Annotated in this window: 22 protein-coding genes and 1 pseudogene; 8 read left to right on the top strand and 15 right to left on the bottom strand. The window is 33.6% G+C overall.

Annotated features, from left to right (window positions below):
* Positions 1 to 11 precede the first annotated feature (11 nt).
* The 4 genes from JFU18_RS10675 to JFU18_RS10660 all read right to left on the bottom strand — a co-directional run bounded on the left by JFU18_RS10675 (position 12) and on the right by JFU18_RS10660 (position 1798).
* Positions 12 to 539 (bottom strand): permease, encoded by a 528-nt coding sequence (locus JFU18_RS10675; protein WP_002087271.1) that lies wholly within the window; start codon positions 537 to 539, stop codon positions 12 to 14.
* Entirely contained in the window at positions 536 to 1018 is a 483-nt protein-coding gene (locus JFU18_RS10670) for a hypothetical protein (RefSeq protein ID WP_050000899.1), read from the bottom strand. Before JFU18_RS10670 ends, JFU18_RS10675 begins: the two co-directional genes overlap by 4 nt.
* Positions 1011 to 1352 (bottom strand): PadR family transcriptional regulator, encoded by a 342-nt coding sequence (locus JFU18_RS10665; RefSeq protein ID WP_050000900.1) that lies wholly within the window; start codon positions 1350 to 1352, stop codon positions 1011 to 1013. The genes JFU18_RS10670 and JFU18_RS10665 overlap by 8 nt, the downstream gene beginning before the upstream one ends.
* A 299-nt stretch (positions 1353 to 1651) precedes the next feature.
* Positions 1652 to 1798, bottom strand: a complete 147-nt coding sequence (locus JFU18_RS10660) for a YjcZ family sporulation protein (protein ID WP_000540380.1) — start codon at positions 1796 to 1798, stop codon at positions 1652 to 1654.
* 200 nt (positions 1799 to 1998) lie between these two features.
* Here JFU18_RS10660 and JFU18_RS10655 point away from each other — a divergent pair, with 200 nt between their 5' ends.
* Positions 1999 to 2235 carry a hypothetical protein gene (locus tag JFU18_RS10655; protein WP_002140614.1) on the top strand — a complete coding sequence of 79 codons (237 nt, stop codon included), beginning with the start codon at positions 1999 to 2001 and terminating at the stop codon, positions 2233 to 2235.
* A 154-nt stretch (positions 2236 to 2389) separates the two neighbouring features.
* Here JFU18_RS10655 and JFU18_RS10650 read toward each other — a convergent pair whose 3' ends face one another.
* Both JFU18_RS10650 and JFU18_RS10645 read right to left on the bottom strand, forming a co-directional pair.
* On the bottom strand, positions 2390 to 2695 hold the full coding sequence (locus JFU18_RS10650) for a hypothetical protein (protein ID WP_201034795.1): 306 nt from the start codon (positions 2693 to 2695) through the stop codon (positions 2390 to 2392).
* Positions 2696 to 3119: 424 nt separating this feature from the next.
* Entirely contained in the window at positions 3120 to 3224 is a 105-nt protein-coding gene (locus JFU18_RS10645; protein WP_075310385.1) for a YjcZ family sporulation protein, read from the bottom strand.
* A gap of 300 nt (positions 3225 to 3524) precedes the next feature.
* Here JFU18_RS10645 and JFU18_RS10640 point away from each other — a divergent pair, with 300 nt between their 5' ends.
* Positions 3525 to 3734: a hypothetical protein gene (locus tag JFU18_RS10640; RefSeq protein ID WP_002134715.1), complete on the top strand. Its 210-nt coding sequence runs from the start codon at positions 3525 to 3527 to the stop codon at positions 3732 to 3734.
* Positions 3735 to 3985: 251 nt separating this feature from the next.
* Positions 3986 to 4444: a putative iron-sulfur cluster-binding metallochaperone gene (locus tag JFU18_RS10635; RefSeq protein ID WP_201034796.1), complete on the top strand. Its 459-nt coding sequence runs from the start codon at positions 3986 to 3988 to the stop codon at positions 4442 to 4444.
* 119 nt (positions 4445 to 4563) lie between these two features.
* On the opposite strand, the gene JFU18_RS10630 is transcribed toward JFU18_RS10635, so the two are convergent.
* A complete protein-coding gene (locus tag JFU18_RS10630; RefSeq protein ID WP_002064068.1) occupies positions 4564 to 4887 on the bottom strand; it encodes a hypothetical protein in 324 nt (107 codons plus the stop codon).
* Positions 4888 to 5886: 999 nt separating this feature from the next.
* Here JFU18_RS10630 and JFU18_RS10625 point away from each other — a divergent pair.
* Positions 5887 to 6192, top strand: coding sequence for a hypothetical protein (locus JFU18_RS10625; protein ID WP_033706480.1), 306 nt, complete (start codon positions 5887 to 5889; stop codon positions 6190 to 6192).
* Between the two features lie 61 nt (positions 6193 to 6253).
* Here the strand turns inward: JFU18_RS10625 and JFU18_RS10620 are convergent, their stop codons facing one another.
* Both JFU18_RS10620 and JFU18_RS29845 read right to left on the bottom strand, forming a co-directional pair.
* Positions 6254 to 6475, bottom strand: a complete 222-nt coding sequence (locus JFU18_RS10620) for a hypothetical protein (protein WP_002125677.1) — start codon at positions 6473 to 6475, stop codon at positions 6254 to 6256.
* A gap of 12 nt (positions 6476 to 6487) precedes the next feature.
* Entirely contained in the window at positions 6488 to 6691 is a 204-nt protein-coding gene (locus JFU18_RS29845) for a hypothetical protein (protein WP_080019748.1), read from the bottom strand.
* A gap of 97 nt (positions 6692 to 6788) precedes the next feature.
* Here JFU18_RS29845 and JFU18_RS29645 point away from each other — a divergent pair.
* Positions 6789 to 7033: pseudogene (locus tag JFU18_RS29645) on the top strand (N-acetylmuramoyl-L-alanine amidase C-terminal domain-containing protein); the annotation flags it as partial.
* 294 nt (positions 7034 to 7327) lie between these two features.
* Here JFU18_RS29645 and JFU18_RS10610 read toward each other — a convergent pair.
* The gene (locus tag JFU18_RS10610; RefSeq protein WP_201034797.1) at positions 7328 to 7669 is read right to left on the bottom strand and encodes a YolD-like family protein; all 342 of its coding nucleotides are present in this window, start codon (positions 7667 to 7669) and stop codon (positions 7328 to 7330) included.
* Positions 7670 to 7824: 155 nt separating this feature from the next.
* On the opposite strand from JFU18_RS10610, the gene JFU18_RS10605 reads away from it, so the two are divergent.
* A complete protein-coding gene (locus tag JFU18_RS10605; RefSeq protein ID WP_201032580.1) occupies positions 7825 to 8106 on the top strand; it encodes a barstar family protein in 282 nt (93 codons plus the stop codon).
* A gap of 619 nt (positions 8107 to 8725) precedes the next feature.
* On the opposite strand, the gene JFU18_RS10600 is transcribed toward JFU18_RS10605, so the two are convergent.
* Both JFU18_RS10600 and JFU18_RS10595 read right to left on the bottom strand, forming a co-directional pair.
* Positions 8726 to 9901 (bottom strand): MFS transporter, encoded by a 1176-nt coding sequence (locus JFU18_RS10600; RefSeq protein WP_002140622.1) that lies wholly within the window; start codon positions 9899 to 9901, stop codon positions 8726 to 8728.
* 288 nt (positions 9902 to 10189) lie between these two features.
* Positions 10190 to 10501 (bottom strand): ArsR/SmtB family transcription factor, encoded by a 312-nt coding sequence (locus JFU18_RS10595; protein ID WP_000433539.1) that lies wholly within the window; start codon positions 10499 to 10501, stop codon positions 10190 to 10192.
* Positions 10502 to 10695: 194 nt separating this feature from the next.
* Here JFU18_RS10595 and JFU18_RS10590 point away from each other — a divergent pair, with 194 nt between their 5' ends.
* Together JFU18_RS10590 and JFU18_RS10585 are read left to right on the top strand one after the other, a co-directional pair.
* Complete coding sequence (locus tag JFU18_RS10590) at positions 10696 to 11280, top strand: CGNR zinc finger domain-containing protein (RefSeq protein WP_201032581.1); 585 nt, start codon at positions 10696 to 10698, stop codon at positions 11278 to 11280.
* Positions 11281 to 11447: 167 nt separating this feature from the next.
* Positions 11448 to 12002, top strand: coding sequence for an HPP family protein (locus tag JFU18_RS10585; protein WP_201032582.1), 555 nt, complete (start codon positions 11448 to 11450; stop codon positions 12000 to 12002).
* 151 nt (positions 12003 to 12153) lie between these two features.
* Here the strand turns inward: JFU18_RS10585 and JFU18_RS10580 are convergent, their stop codons facing one another.
* The 3 genes from JFU18_RS10580 to dhaS form a co-directional block, all read right to left on the bottom strand.
* Positions 12154 to 12261, bottom strand: a complete 108-nt coding sequence (locus JFU18_RS10580) for a YjcZ family sporulation protein (RefSeq protein WP_000505673.1) — start codon at positions 12259 to 12261, stop codon at positions 12154 to 12156.
* A gap of 294 nt (positions 12262 to 12555) precedes the next feature.
* Entirely contained in the window at positions 12556 to 13554 is a 999-nt protein-coding gene (gene dhaQ, locus JFU18_RS10575) for a DhaKLM operon coactivator DhaQ (protein WP_201034798.1), read from the bottom strand.
* Between the two features lie 19 nt (positions 13555 to 13573).
* Positions 13574 to 14140: a dihydroxyacetone kinase transcriptional activator DhaS gene (gene dhaS, locus JFU18_RS10570; protein ID WP_088265675.1), complete on the bottom strand. Its 567-nt coding sequence runs from the start codon at positions 14138 to 14140 to the stop codon at positions 13574 to 13576.
* Positions 14141 to 14317 lie beyond the last annotated feature (177 nt).

The following is a 14317-nucleotide window of genomic DNA, read 5'->3' as shown; positions in this document are numbered from 1 at the left end:
AAGATGTCTTTTTACATTTCTTTCGTAATATCATACTGCAACAACTGCCGTTGATCATAAAACTTCTCAAAAACGATGCCCATTACATAGAAGAACAACAGACCGAAGCAAATGTGAATGAGCGTAAAGGTAGCTCCGAATGAAGAAAATTCATAGACCATAATCGGTAATTTCGCAGTTGTCCAAACACCTAAGAAAAATACGATGTACCTAATGCTGGCGCCTTTTTTTAATAGTAGTGCTGCAATTGGAAAGGCAACATAGAGGGGACCAGCTGCAATTCCGCCTAATAATAGAGAGAATAATATTCCATATATGCCGGACTTTTCTCCCATGTATTTCATTAGTGTTTCTTTCTTCACCCACTGATCAAGTAACCCTACAAATATTAGGACAGGGGGGAGTAGAAACAACATATCTAAAATGCTATTCCCCGTTAATTGTAATGCGCTCCATCCTAAAGATTGGTTTATAAAAGTTAGAATGATAAGTCCAATCAGCAAAATGAAAAAGAAGCGATATCTTTTTAGTTCCTTCATACCATCACCACCCAAATGATATATGAGAATAGGAGTGACATGAGTAATGCAGATGCATTACGAGCGTAAGCAAAGCTTCGTCCGAATATCTTTTGTTCCATAGGCAAGGTTGTAATTCCTACTGACATTAGTGTAGACATGAGTGCCGCAACTTGAGGAAGACCCGCGCCGTGCTGTACTAACGTATTACCAAGTGGGAACACGATAAAGCTTGGGATAAGTGCCACAGATCCGAGTAGTGCTGAATAAATAATACCTAAAAATCCAGACTGTTCTCCAATGATGGAAGAGATGAAGGACGGCGTTAAGATAGAAAGTGATAGTCCAACGAAAAGCATAATGGAGAGCATGGCAGGGAGAAGGTTTTGAAATATTTTCCATGATTTTAATAGGGCAAATTTCGTTTTATTCCGATCCTTCATAAAAGAAATCCCCGTAAGAATAATGGCCAAAGTGTAAAGGATAGCGCCATTAATCATGATTAGATTCCTTTAAGTCTTTATATTTGTTTAAGAAAAAGGTTAAGTTTTTCATTTTTTCCTCAATATCTATTTGAAAATCTGCTAATTGTTCTTTGCCGGTCTTAGTAATTTTGTACATCTTTCTCGGTTTATCTGGAACGGATGTACTTACATAAGATTCAATAGCGCCTTCGTTTTCTAATTTCTTCAGCGTGCGGTAAAGGATGGCACTATCAATTGGATTGACCGGAAGTTCTTCTTCACATTTCTGAAGTAGCTGTCCGCCATAGTTATCACCTTCTGCTAAAAATAACAAAAGAAATGCACCTGTATGTCTTCCTGTATGTTTCATGAATATACCTCCTAGAATGAATTAGAATATATACTGTTAATGACAGTATACTGTTGTTAACAGTATATGGTGCATGAAGTGCTATGTCAATTTAAAAATGTTACTGAGGGGAAATGGCAATTCATGTTTTAATCTTGTTAAATAACAAAATAAAAGCCTACTGTTTTCTTGTGACAGTGGCTTTCATAGTTGGTAAACTACTATATTACGCTTAGGGAATCTCGCCTTTTGATAGTAACACATATATGTTAGCCCTATATTGAGAAATAAAAAAAAGACACTCTCAAGAGTGCCTCTTATTAGCAGCCGAATCCGCCGCCCCAACAGCTAGCTCCAACGATGATTAATAAGATAAAGAGCACAACAAGTAAGGCGAATCCACCGCCAAAACCACAGCCTCCACCACAACTACCACCATAGCCTCCACAACTACCACCATAGCCCATATTAACTCCTCCTTCCATAAAGTCCATATATTAATGGATTTATATCACTTTATGTTTTTACGGATAAACTTGAGCAGGTCCTTTTGAAAAAATAAAAGTACTCGGTATTTTAAAAGAGTTGACGAACTTATTTTTGTCACGAGTATTCCGCTTATTACATATGGTATTTTATTCTGTGCATTGGGGGAAAGGAGATCGTTATGGCTAATTCTGAGATGATATTACGTTTACTTACGGATTTAAAGATTGAGCAGCAAGCTTTAAAAGAACAGCTGGAGAAAATGCAAACAGCTTTGAGTATTCTTGAAGAAAAACCAACTATTCCTGAAGAGAAATCAACTACTCTTCAAGAGAAACCAGTTGTTACAAAGCAACGTGGACATTCTGGGTTTCCAACATCTTTTCGTGATTGGAGAGCATCTTCTCAAAAGAACTAAGGAATCCTATTATAGTGAGTTATACAAAATCATAAATGAAAAAGTACAGTCTACTGTAGTTAATACAGAGGCTGTACTTTTTGTTATGTTAGTATAAGTTGTGATAGGCGGTTTATCTATTTTGTAGAAAAGCCACTTTTACATTTTCTTTTGACTATTCCACTTTTAATTCGATCCCTTTATCCAGCATATCTCCATTAATTTTTAACGTTAATCCTTGCGTGTTTTTCGGTACATTTAATGAATCGGCAGAGCGTATTGATATGTATACATCAGAAGAATCTCCATGGGTGGGAAGTTCTTTTTGAGAATCCTTGTTGCTAAGTTCATCATTTTTTGTTTCTTTAGAAGTCTCCTGTTCGTTTTTCGTGTCAATGCTAGATGTATCATGTGAACTGCGAGCTGATAATCCAAATAAGAATGTGCTACATAATAATGATGTTACTAACTTTTTGTTCATAGTTTGTTCCTCCGAAATAAAAGTACTTTCATGGGTGCCATAATGATTTAATAAATCTATATTTTTCTTTATATGTATTAAATGTTACATTTTATTATATTTATTTTGGGATAAAAAGGAAACTTGATACAAATAAACAAGACACTTTGCAGTGTCTTGTTTATTTAAGTTATGCGCATTACTTAATAAGACGTTAGTTACTCATCCTGAACATGAGTAACTATGTAAGATGGTTTAATTATAACATTTTAACCAGTAATGGGTCTATATGGAATTCTCAATAGTTGTTTTTAATTATTCAGAATGATACATGTGGTGAAAGGTATATATAACTAGCCTTGTAATGAGTTTCTACTATATTTGAAATTGAAATATAAATGAAAAGAAAAGACACCCATATAAGAGTGTCTTTTCCGATAGTTTTTTAGCAGAAGCAAGAAGCTCCAACAATGATCAATAAAATAAACAATACAACTAGTAAAGCAAAGCCGCCGCCACAATTACTACTACAACTACCACCAAATCCCATAATAGTTCCTCCTTTAATAAGAGGGGAAAACAAGGGGTCACTCATGTATTTTAACGGATTCAAATTACTTTATGTTTTTTACGCAATAATTGAGCAGGTCCTTTTGAAAATAAAGAAAAGACACCCTAAGGTGCCTTTCTCCGACTTGAACCATCTTAATTTTAATAATATTGGACTCCCGTCCGAATATTATTTTACCATGTTAAGTAATGTTGGTCATTGAGAAAAAAGAAAAAGCTCTATAAGGGGTATCACCACACGACTAGCCAGCACTCACACCTAAAAACAGGAGGGGGAAGAATGAAAAATGTACATAGATGGTTAAATTATTTTGGTTTTATATGTGTGTGCATGTCTAGCTTCGGTTTTGTTGCTCGTTGGATTTTTCGTGATGTGATTGCACTCGATCAATTACTTGTTTTGAGTATAGGAATTATTATTTTAATAACAGCGTTTTTTGTAAAACGTTGCAGTAAAGAGTTACGTGGTGATAAAGGTCAATCGCCCTAAATGTAGTTTTAGAATTTCGCAATCGGAGCATATTGTTGAAAAAGGCTTATTGAATAATGACAGTTTATTTTAAGAAAGTAAATCGATAATATAGTAAATAATACTTTCCTTGATCCTGTACTATGGTACAGGGTTTATACTTTATATGAGGTGAGATAGAGGCAATATCTTATTATCGAAACTTTAATAGATTCAGAAAAGAAAGCAGAAGAATATTTATAAAAATAATAAATTGTAAAGGTGGAAGAATAATGGAAGATTGTTGTAGTAACCTTAAAGGAATAAAAATTGAAAATAATGGTCATTGTCCATCATGTAAAAATAAAGCTAAGAATGTAAAGTTGATTACACTAAAATCATTGCTTAAACCATCTGCATTAGAAACATTAAATGCTAAAGAAAATCACTATTTTTGTTCAAACGAAGATTGTGATGTAGTCTATTTTGATACGAATAGTAAAAAATACTTTGTATCTGACATAAAGATAGCTGTAAATCAAAAAGATGACTCAGCAACTACACCAATTTGTTATTGTTTTGATTGGACAAAAGAAAAAATCAAACAATATGTAGAAAATGGATTTACTCCTAATCCAGTAGAGCATATTCGCGAAAACATAAGAGAAAATCGATGTGGTTGTGAAGTAAACAATCCACAAGGTAGTTGTTGTTTAGGCAATGTTACAACTTATATTAGAAAAATGTCATAAGGAACTTAAATGTTGCTTTTTTTCACCAAAATACTTGGGGGTATTTCAAAATCTCAAGTCGATGGGCATGTGACGTTGCCTCATGCTCAACAAGCTAGTTAGGGTATGTTAAGTAAACCTTATGGATTTGTATATCTCATCCATCCACTTTCCGATTGTTTCGCTTTATACTTCCCATAAGACAGAAGCTTCATTGCCGAGCGATTGGCCGCATGAAAAACCAAGTTTAGCTTCAATTCTTCTTCCATTTCACTGGGATAGGTGGTAGATTCATAAACATAATAACCCGCCATGATACAGGGGATTACTTGCTCCGGTTCAAATCCATAAGCAGTTGCATCATCCACAACCAAATCAATGATGCATCGGTTTCCATCTTTAACTTTTTTCTGGAGTAATTTTTTTACCGATCCTGGTACTAATTCTAATATTTTATCCTTCATGTCAGTCACCTCATCTTTTATCATGTCCAGATAGCCTGGGGATATGTGTCAAACAGAATGAAGTTCCAACCGTAATTGCACTGGTTTAACAAGATCTTAAGGACTATATCACCCTAAAAGAGAAAATGGATTTAAATAAAAGAAACCCCGATTGTCTGCGGGGCTCCTAAGGGTAATCGTCAAGTAATGACGTACTCGACTAATTAACGATATCATGAATTTTTTGGTAAAAACACTGGTAAATGTGTCCAAATGAATGAGGGCATCATTTGGAACAAAAACGCTATTTTAATTTCAAACAAAAGAAAAGTCAGCAAAAGCTAACTGCTCGGTTCTCCAAGGGGGAACAAGGAGAAAGTAACTTAATTGGTTGTCTGCATTATTGACGGAATATTGAATTTTATTCAGGGGTCTATGTTATATGATTGATAAAAAATTCCTTTATTAGCAGTAAAACTCCGAGGAGAGACAAGACTTCAATTGAGAACCAAAACATGCTTTTTTGAGGGTTTTTAAATTCCATTATTATGGAAGAAAATAAAAAGGTTGCAATCATCATGATAATTAAGAGACGGATTATATCAGACATTAATAGCACTCCTAATATTTAATCAGTTTCATTATATAGTTATTTCCAATGAGATGGAATTTAAGAATTGTTTTATTGAAATTCGAACAAAAAAGGTCCTGTTGTCTCCAACAGAACCTTTTCTAAAATGGCAAAGAGTAACTCTTACCTTACTCTTCTGCTATATAATACACAAAACACGTATAGATTTGTAGAACAAGAAATTCCAATATAATTATTTGAATAAAGTGTTTAAAAGTATCTTGTCGGGGTTTAATATAAGGAATTAAATTACAAACGTTGATTTATCAATGGATATTAATGATGAACTAGAAAATGATAGTTAATAAAGAAATATTACAATAATGAAATATGAAATATTGCATATTCAATCAAAATAGAAATTTACAAGTAGAAAGCGAGGAATAACAATGGGGCTAGGAAACCATAGAACAGAAAATAGTTTGAGTGTAAATGACAGGTGTTCCGGGTTCTACTATTTATGCGAAGAATGTCATTGGGAATTCCATAGACACTTCGAAACAGTTAAATCACACGAGTATGTTACGGAGACACCTAAATATACAGAATTGATAGGATTATGGGAAGTATTGAATGATCCATTATCTATGAAAGAGTTCAAGGAACTTGTTTATAAAGGATTGGATTTAAAAAGAAATGTACAAAAATCATTTAATGAAGAAGAAATAGAAGCAAACAACAAACAATTAAAGTAGCGAATTCGCTGCTTTTTTATTTTACATAGAAAAAAGGAAACCGCAAAGGATCCTTTTTATATTAAGCTGCTTTATAATTTTTATTTTTAATCCTATTTCTAGTATCCATAAATGCGGCGAATGTCGCTATAGCACCACCTAAATCATAAACTTGGAATTTGTGGACAAAAGCAAGTCCTACAATGAAATTGTAGCTGTATATAAAGCATGTAATACCGAACAGCCATAACATGAACTTTAAATCTTTTAAGCTCAATCTATAATTCTTAATTTTTTTCCACATATGTATCAACTCCTATTGTTCTGAGGTTCTATAGTTTTTCTTGCAGATCTCTCGCATGTTTACGATAAAGAATAGAAAGAAGATAACAGCTGCGATGCCATTAACCCAGTAATACGTACGTCCCATCGTGAATCCATCATAGAAGGAATAGGCATTCCAAATTATAAGGATTATTGAGCAGATAGTAGAGATCATTAATGAGCCAAAACTTCTCATGCTTTTCACCTCGATTCGAAGTTTTAGAACTTTTCATACAATTATACATTTAAATAAAGAGATTTACAAAAGGAATTACCATAAGGAGGGGGTATGACTATACGCTCTAACGGGACAAACTGTTGGGAATTGTGAAGGAAACGGCGGTTCTAATGTGGATATCAATACGTTAAGTCAGGTGGATTCGATACTAACTCCTTAGATGAAGCTATTCAAGCTATGGTAGAACGAGGAATAAAAGGTAGCGTTAATGTTGATTCACTTTCTGGACTATGTTATATCCAAACCGATGCCCTACCTAATACAGAGTTAGATAAGATTACTTGGTGGGTGGATACTTGATCAGGTGGTAAATGGTGGTATGAATATATCAAAGTTAGATAATAGTTGAAGCCGTCCTTAATCGGGCGTTTTCAACTATTATCTAAATGCTTCTTTAGTTTTCTCTATTGTGTTCTGTTCCTCTTTTGTATTTGTAAATTCGATAACCATAACAGACAGTCCAAAACCTAAACAAACAGCCTTTATCTTGCTAATTCTCACAAGAACTTACACTTTTTCTCTATCTGTATTTAACCTAGAATACAAGATTCTTTCATTTTTATTCCTGGGTATATTTGAAAAACTGTATGTTTTTTATCTCAAATCAATTACATCTATAAATTTAAGGAAAACTCTGTTATAAGATGCATCAGTGCAAGTTATTAAATTCTTTATCGGATTTATGTCAGTTACAGTCACATATCTAGTAAGTAAATGACCATCTCTATAATAAGTAATCAATACCTTCTCTTCAGAAAGAAATGAACATAGTAACTTGTTTTCAATAATTTCTTGTTTGTCTTGGGTTAATGTAGGGCGCTCCACTTTTGTTTTTTTTTTAACAATCTTACCAATACCGATGAATTTCTTCGGTATTGAAGCGAATGGAGTCCGCTTAATCATTCCTATTTCTTTTGGCATATGTGTATAGTTCATGCTGTACATCTCCCTGATTGCTATAAATAATTGTATCATTATATCAATTTTTGAAGATGTTGGGATTATTTATATAATTATAAAATAAACATTTAGAGGTTTTTGACTCCTTATAAAATCAACCCAATTTAACTAAGTATGATTTATATATATAATTGAGTAATGAACATGAATCAATTATTGTCATAGATGTAAGCAACATTTATAATGCAAAAGAATTGCATTTACTTCTTAAAGAGAAGCTTGAGTTTCCTGATTTGTACGTGGAAAACTGGGATGCTTTTTGGGAGTATATTACAGGATTTGTGTGTCCTTTGCCAAACAAAATGATCTTCGAAGGATGGTCAAAGTTTGAAAAAAGGTTACCGAGAGATACAAAAATAATGAAAGAGTGTCTTCTTGATTATAATGAAGAGGATAGAAAGGATCCTGCATGAGCGTCTTTTTTATTAAAATTTATATTTTAAAGAGTTACCTAGAAGAGAACAAGCTATTAATTAACAAAAAAGAAAAGACACCCTAAGGTGCCTTTCTCCGACTTGAACCATCTTAATTTTAATAATATTGGACTCCCGTCCGAATATTATTTTACCATGTTAAGTTGTTTTTGGAAATATGCCATATCGATAATTACAATATACGTTTTAGTTTTTAAATTATTTATCTTTCTAAAAGTTGAAATTAATAAGAACCCCATAAATGATAAACCATTCCACTAACGAAAAATACTAATCCTAAAAACAAAACAATTAAAGCAAGTACTCCATTTTGATTATGTTCCATAAAATTAGCTCCTTTTAGATTTATTTTTATCCCGCTATTTGTGGGCAGTAAAACTCCCACCTCAAAATTCAGCTGGAACAAAGAAGTTAGGTGGGAGCCCTGCTGCCCGTAAAAACCTGATTGGTGAAGGCTAATACTCAGTGGGGGGATGAACAAAACCCCCCCACTGAGTAAAGTTTCACTTTATATACAAAAAAGCCTTTAGTCGTAATTATGGCTAAAGGCTTTGATCATTATACTTTTTAGTTTATAAAATTTGAAACTGAAAATGTACTAACTTGATAATGAAGCTTGGCTATTAGAATTGAAAAATTTTAGTTTTATTATAATTAATAGAAATGAGAGTAGTGTGAAAATGAATCCGCTCCAAATAAGCTGGTGAATACCTAAGTTTGAAATGAACCAGCCTCCAATAGTTGTTCCTAAAGTAATTCCGAGATTGGAGAACGAAACGAATAGACTATTACCAAATTCAGGTGCTTCTTTTGCTTCGCTTATTAACCATGTTTGACCAACAATTAATCCACCAGCATGTACGATTCCCCAAATGAATACGATAAAAATCATTGGAACAAGGTAGGAACCTAAATAATAAACCAATATGTAAACAATAGAATATAGGATAGGGAATAATATTACTGTATTTACTATACTTTTTTGCAGGAGACTACCAAATAAATGATTGCCTAAAATCATAACTATGCCAAATATGAATAGCATGATACTGATGAGAGATCCATTCATGGAAGTTACTTTGGCAAGGTACTCAGCGAAGTAACTGTATACGGAAAACATGGCTGCAAAAAGGAATGTGACGGTTAAAATATTCAACCATAATCCTGGTTTGCCGAGTATACGAATTTGTTTGCCGAAAGACATTTTTTCTTTAACAGGCATAGAAGGAAGTAGGATTAGTATTCCAATGAATGCAAGAGTGTTAACAAGCGCTCCGAATAAGAAAGCAATTTCGAGTGAAAATTGGTCTGCAAGGTAAGAGGTTAGTGGTACACCTAAAGCAAAGCCAACAGTAATTCCCATGAAAACTTTTGTAACCGCTTGACCGCTCTTTTCTGGAGGGACAAGTTTAGCAGCTGTTACAAGAGCAATTGAAAAGAAGAGTGGGTGAAGTGCTGCCGGTAAAATACGAAAAATAAGCATGATTTCAAATTGTGTTGTATAAGCGTAGATTATATTTGAAATAACAAATGCAAAAATTGCTGTTAATAAAATTATTTTGCGATTAATACTAGAGACGAGCAGAATTAAAAACGGACCAGAAATAGCAACAACTAGTGCAAATATACTTACTAAAAATCCAGCTTGTGTAGTTGAAATTCCAAATTTTTGAGTGATTTGTGGTAATACGCCGACAATACCCATCTCGGTAGTAATAATTCCGAACACACCTATTGCGAGTGTCAGAATAAGTAAAGGATTTACTTTTTTCATTTAGAAAACTCTCCATTCGTATCAGTATTTTGAAAGTAAATTCATTAACAAAGAAGCATTATTACAAGTATGATTGGATGCCAATATTATCAGGATTATGTAATTCGAAATACAATAACAGATATCTAAATAACTAGATATGATATGTTAAAAAAATTTCTCCTTTCGATGTTTCTTGCTTTTATAGGCAGTACAATTTTATAACAAAGTCATTGGATACCTGTAAAAAAGCAGAATGTGTGAAAACTAATAATCAATTAGTATGCTGATTAATTATTAGCTTTCATTTTATAATTCGTTTTGGACGTATTCAGAAAACTCTCGTATTGTTTTTTCATTTCGACGATAGTAGGTCCATTTTCCAATTCGGTCAGACTCTAGTAATCCTGCTTTTTTCATAGTTAATAAATAACTAGAAATAACCGATTGGGCTAAGCCAGTTTTAAGCTGGATATCTCCTACACATACGCCAACTTGAAAGTTAAGGTCTTGTTCTAGATAAGGTTTTTCATCGAAATGGTTTTCTGGATTTTTCAACCATGATAAAATTTGACATCTTGTTTCATTTGACAATGCTTTATAAATTAATAAAGGTTCCATAAGGATATTATATCTACTTTTATAGATTTGTAAATGGGTTTTAGTGATTTTAAGGGAAGAAGGTATATGTAGATTCCTTTAAATGTGGATGAGATGTTCTAGTAAGAGGGCTTTTTTCTGGATGTGAATTTATAAAAAGTTGCACCGTCATATTGCTTTAGAATATGATTGGTTAAAGAGTAGGTGATGAGTACATGCAGGAAACAAAACAATTCCCGCTTATATCTGGAAATCTCTCATTAGATTTAGTGAATACAGAGTTAGTTAGGCGTGGACAACGTTATGATTTATTAATAACAGATGAAGATGTATTAGAATGGCTACATGTAATAAAGGCTAATCTTCCTTTTTGGAATGAAAAAACACTTATAGGAATTCAAGAGCGAGTGAATCAAGTTACATCTAGCATATTAGAGGTAAGAGAAGTACTGAGAAAACAGTTTGAGGCAATTGCTGATCTGCACGAAATTTCTAATGATTTTATTGCGTATTTAGAAAAACAAATTGAGAAGGCACCATTTACATATAAAGTCATTGAACAGCGTCTAGTACCTATCCCAGCTGGAGAAATTGAGGATGTACTTGTATCGTTAATTGCATTTGATGCTTTAACGTTAATAGCAGAAAATAAGCTTATTTCTCTTAAAAGGTGTTCAAACCCCGACTGTGTTTTATTATTTATAGATAAAAGTGGAAAACGAAAATGGTGTTCTATGAAAATATGTGGGAACCGGAAAAAAGCAGCAAAATTTCAGGTTCGAAAATCTGAAGAGGTTTAGGAATCAGCTTATAGCAGTTGATTCTTTTTTTTTTGTATCTTTTAACTAACCTCTAAAATGAATATTTACAGGTTAGTTAATTCTGGTTATAATTATTGGTAAATAAAGTGAAACTTTAGTCAGTGGGATGTCCATCCCTGCGAATAGCGCGATAAAGGAGGAAAACGATGGATAATATAACAGCAGCTAAGCAGAAAGAGGCTCAACCAATAAGTGTACGATATTTTGCAAAAATGAAAGGGAAAGGGAGAAGTCCATTACAAGTAAATATAAAGGATTCTTTAACGGGACTACTGGGGGGATTTTTAACAATTCTCACCTTAACATATTTAACGAGTATAACTTCTACAGAATTACTAATGGCTCCATTTGGAGCGAGTTGTGTATTAGCGTTTGGAGTTTGGAATGCACCGCTATCTCAGCCGCGTAATATTATTGGAGGACATTTGATTTCAACTTTCATTGGTCTATCAATATATCATTTGTTTGGGAATGAATATTGGACAATTGCTTTAGCAGTCGGGGTGTCGATTGCTATTATGATGTTAACAAGAACAACGCATCCTCCGGCAGGGGCTGATCCAATTGTCGTTATTTTAGGAGCAAATAGTTGGAGTTATATAGTAACGCCGGTTTTAGTTGGTTCCGTTGTTATTGTAGTTATTGCTTTATTTATTAATAATATGAGTAGTAAAAGGAACTATCCAACTTTTTGGATATAGTTTGTAAAGTGAAAAACAATTTAAGTAAGTATTTTATTTTTTATATAGAAAAAGCCTTTAGTCGTAATTATGACCAAAGGCTTTCATTCTCATTCTTTTTAGTTTACAAAGAAAAGACACCCATATAAGAGTGTCTTTTCCGATAGTTTGTTTAGCAGAAGCAAGAAGCTCCAACTATGATTAATAAAATAAACAATACTACTAATAAAGCAAAGCCGCCAGAAAATCCACAGCCGCCACAACTACCACCAAATCCCATAATAGTTCCTCCTTTAATAAGAGGGGAAAACAAGGGGTCACTCATGTATTTTAACGGATTCAATTTACTTTATGTTTTTTACGCAATAATTGAGCAGGTCCTTTTGAAAATAAAAAAAAGACACATTAAGGTGCCTTTCTCCGACTGGATAACCGCATTTCGAAACTGGTGGATAACTTGCAAATAGTATGTATGCTTCGATTTATTTACAGATACCTAAGATTTATACATTCTTCATATAAGTCAGTACTTTTGATTACTAAACGTTCAATCATCATAAGATTTAGTTTATTGTTACCAACCACTCGCTCTAACATCCGCCTTCAACCACTGCACCCAATCCGAATCTTCTATTTTAAGCAAACTGAGCGAAACACCTTTCATATCTAAAGAAGTGAGAAGGGTACCAACCTTTACGAACTTCACATGTAAGCCTTCCAGCTCACATAAACGGCGAATGTCGTTTGCGAAAATGTATTGTTCCATTAATGGTGTCGCACCGAGTCCGTTAATGAGGATGGCGAAGTTGTCACCTTTTCTCCAGCGATAAATGCTTTTTAGTTTGTTCATAAGTTCGATCGCTAATATTTCAGAAGAGGATAGTGCTTCTTTGCGGTAACCTTTTTCGCCATGAATACCAACGCCGTAAAAGACTTCATCGTCGTTTAATGTGAATGAAGCTTTTCCTTGTACTGGATCATTTGCAGGTGAAAGAGCGACTCCTAATGTGTGTAAGTTTTGGATGACAGCTTGCCCAAGTGTTGTTAGTTCTTCTAAAGAATGACCGCTCTCAGCGGCCGCGCCTACTATTTTTTGAATGAAAACGGTGCCAGCTACGCCGCGTCTTCTTTTATTAAAAGAAGCATCATCTTCAATTGAAACGTCGTCATTTACGATGATGTGGTCAACCTGTCTTCCTTCTTCTTTGGCGATTTGTTCTGCCGCTAAAAAGTTTTCTACGTCATCTTTAAAGTTTTTTATGATGAATAAAATACTTTTATCTTTTGGCATGAGGCGAGTTGCCGCAATAATTTGTTCCACTGTAGGGGGAGTGAAGATACTGCCGTTTACTGCCGCCGTAAGCATTCCGTTTCCTACATAGCCAATATCAGCTGGTTCGTGTCCGCTACCACCGCCGCTTATAATAGCGACGTCTTGCTTCAGTCTTTCGATATCTTTTACATAAATGATGTTATTTGTTTCGTCGTAATTCACTTTGTCGTTATGTTCAAAATAAAAGCCATGCAGCATATCTTGAACAATATTTTCTACATCATTCATAATCTTTTTCATTGCTTTTGCCACCCTTTAATTACTTTGCTGATTGCTCCAGTAATAGTAGTAATTGATTGTTTATCATATTTTTCATGAGAGAAGACATAATGGACGGATCTACTTCACATTTACTTTCAATCCAATCTTTTATCGTCCCAACGAAGCCGTGACTATAAAAAGAGGCAATCGTATTTTTTGTCTCATTCGAAAGGCTGAATCCACAGCTCATCGATAGTTCATCAATAATCTTCATATATAAGTTTTTCGTATGCTCAAATAAATAGTGATTAAACGAGTTTTGCTCAATGACTTTAAATGCATTTCGGTAAAATTTTTGATTTTCGTAAAAGTAATCAAATAATAAATCAAAAATATTTTCCCATGTTTCATAATCAAGAAAGTCGATAATGTTTTCTTTCGTTTCTTCTCTATAAATCCAGCTTAATAGTTCAAATTTATCTTTAAAATGATAATAAAAAGTTTGCCTACGCATTTGACAGTGTAACATAATATCGCTCACTGATATTTTATGAAATGACTCTGTTTCCATTAAATGTTTCAATGAATTCGCGATTATCTTTTTAGAAATTATAGAAGAGGTCATCTTAATCATCCCTAGAATGTTAGTAATATGAAAATCCTACCTACAAATGAGAGCGGTGTCTTTAGACAGATTGTCCATTTTGTCCGTTTACTATAAAACGCTTTCATTTTAACATGAGTAGTAAGAAGAAGATTTCAAATATATCACAATATATTAAAGGAATTGAGGGAGAATCAC

The sequence above is a fragment of the Bacillus sp. TH22 genome (assembly GCF_016651015.1).
GTDB classification, from domain to species: domain Bacteria; phylum Bacillota; class Bacilli; order Bacillales; family Bacillaceae_G; genus Bacillus_A; species Bacillus_A mycoides.
Note: the sequence above shows the minus strand (reverse complement) of the source record. Positions and strands in the feature narration are given on the sequence as shown.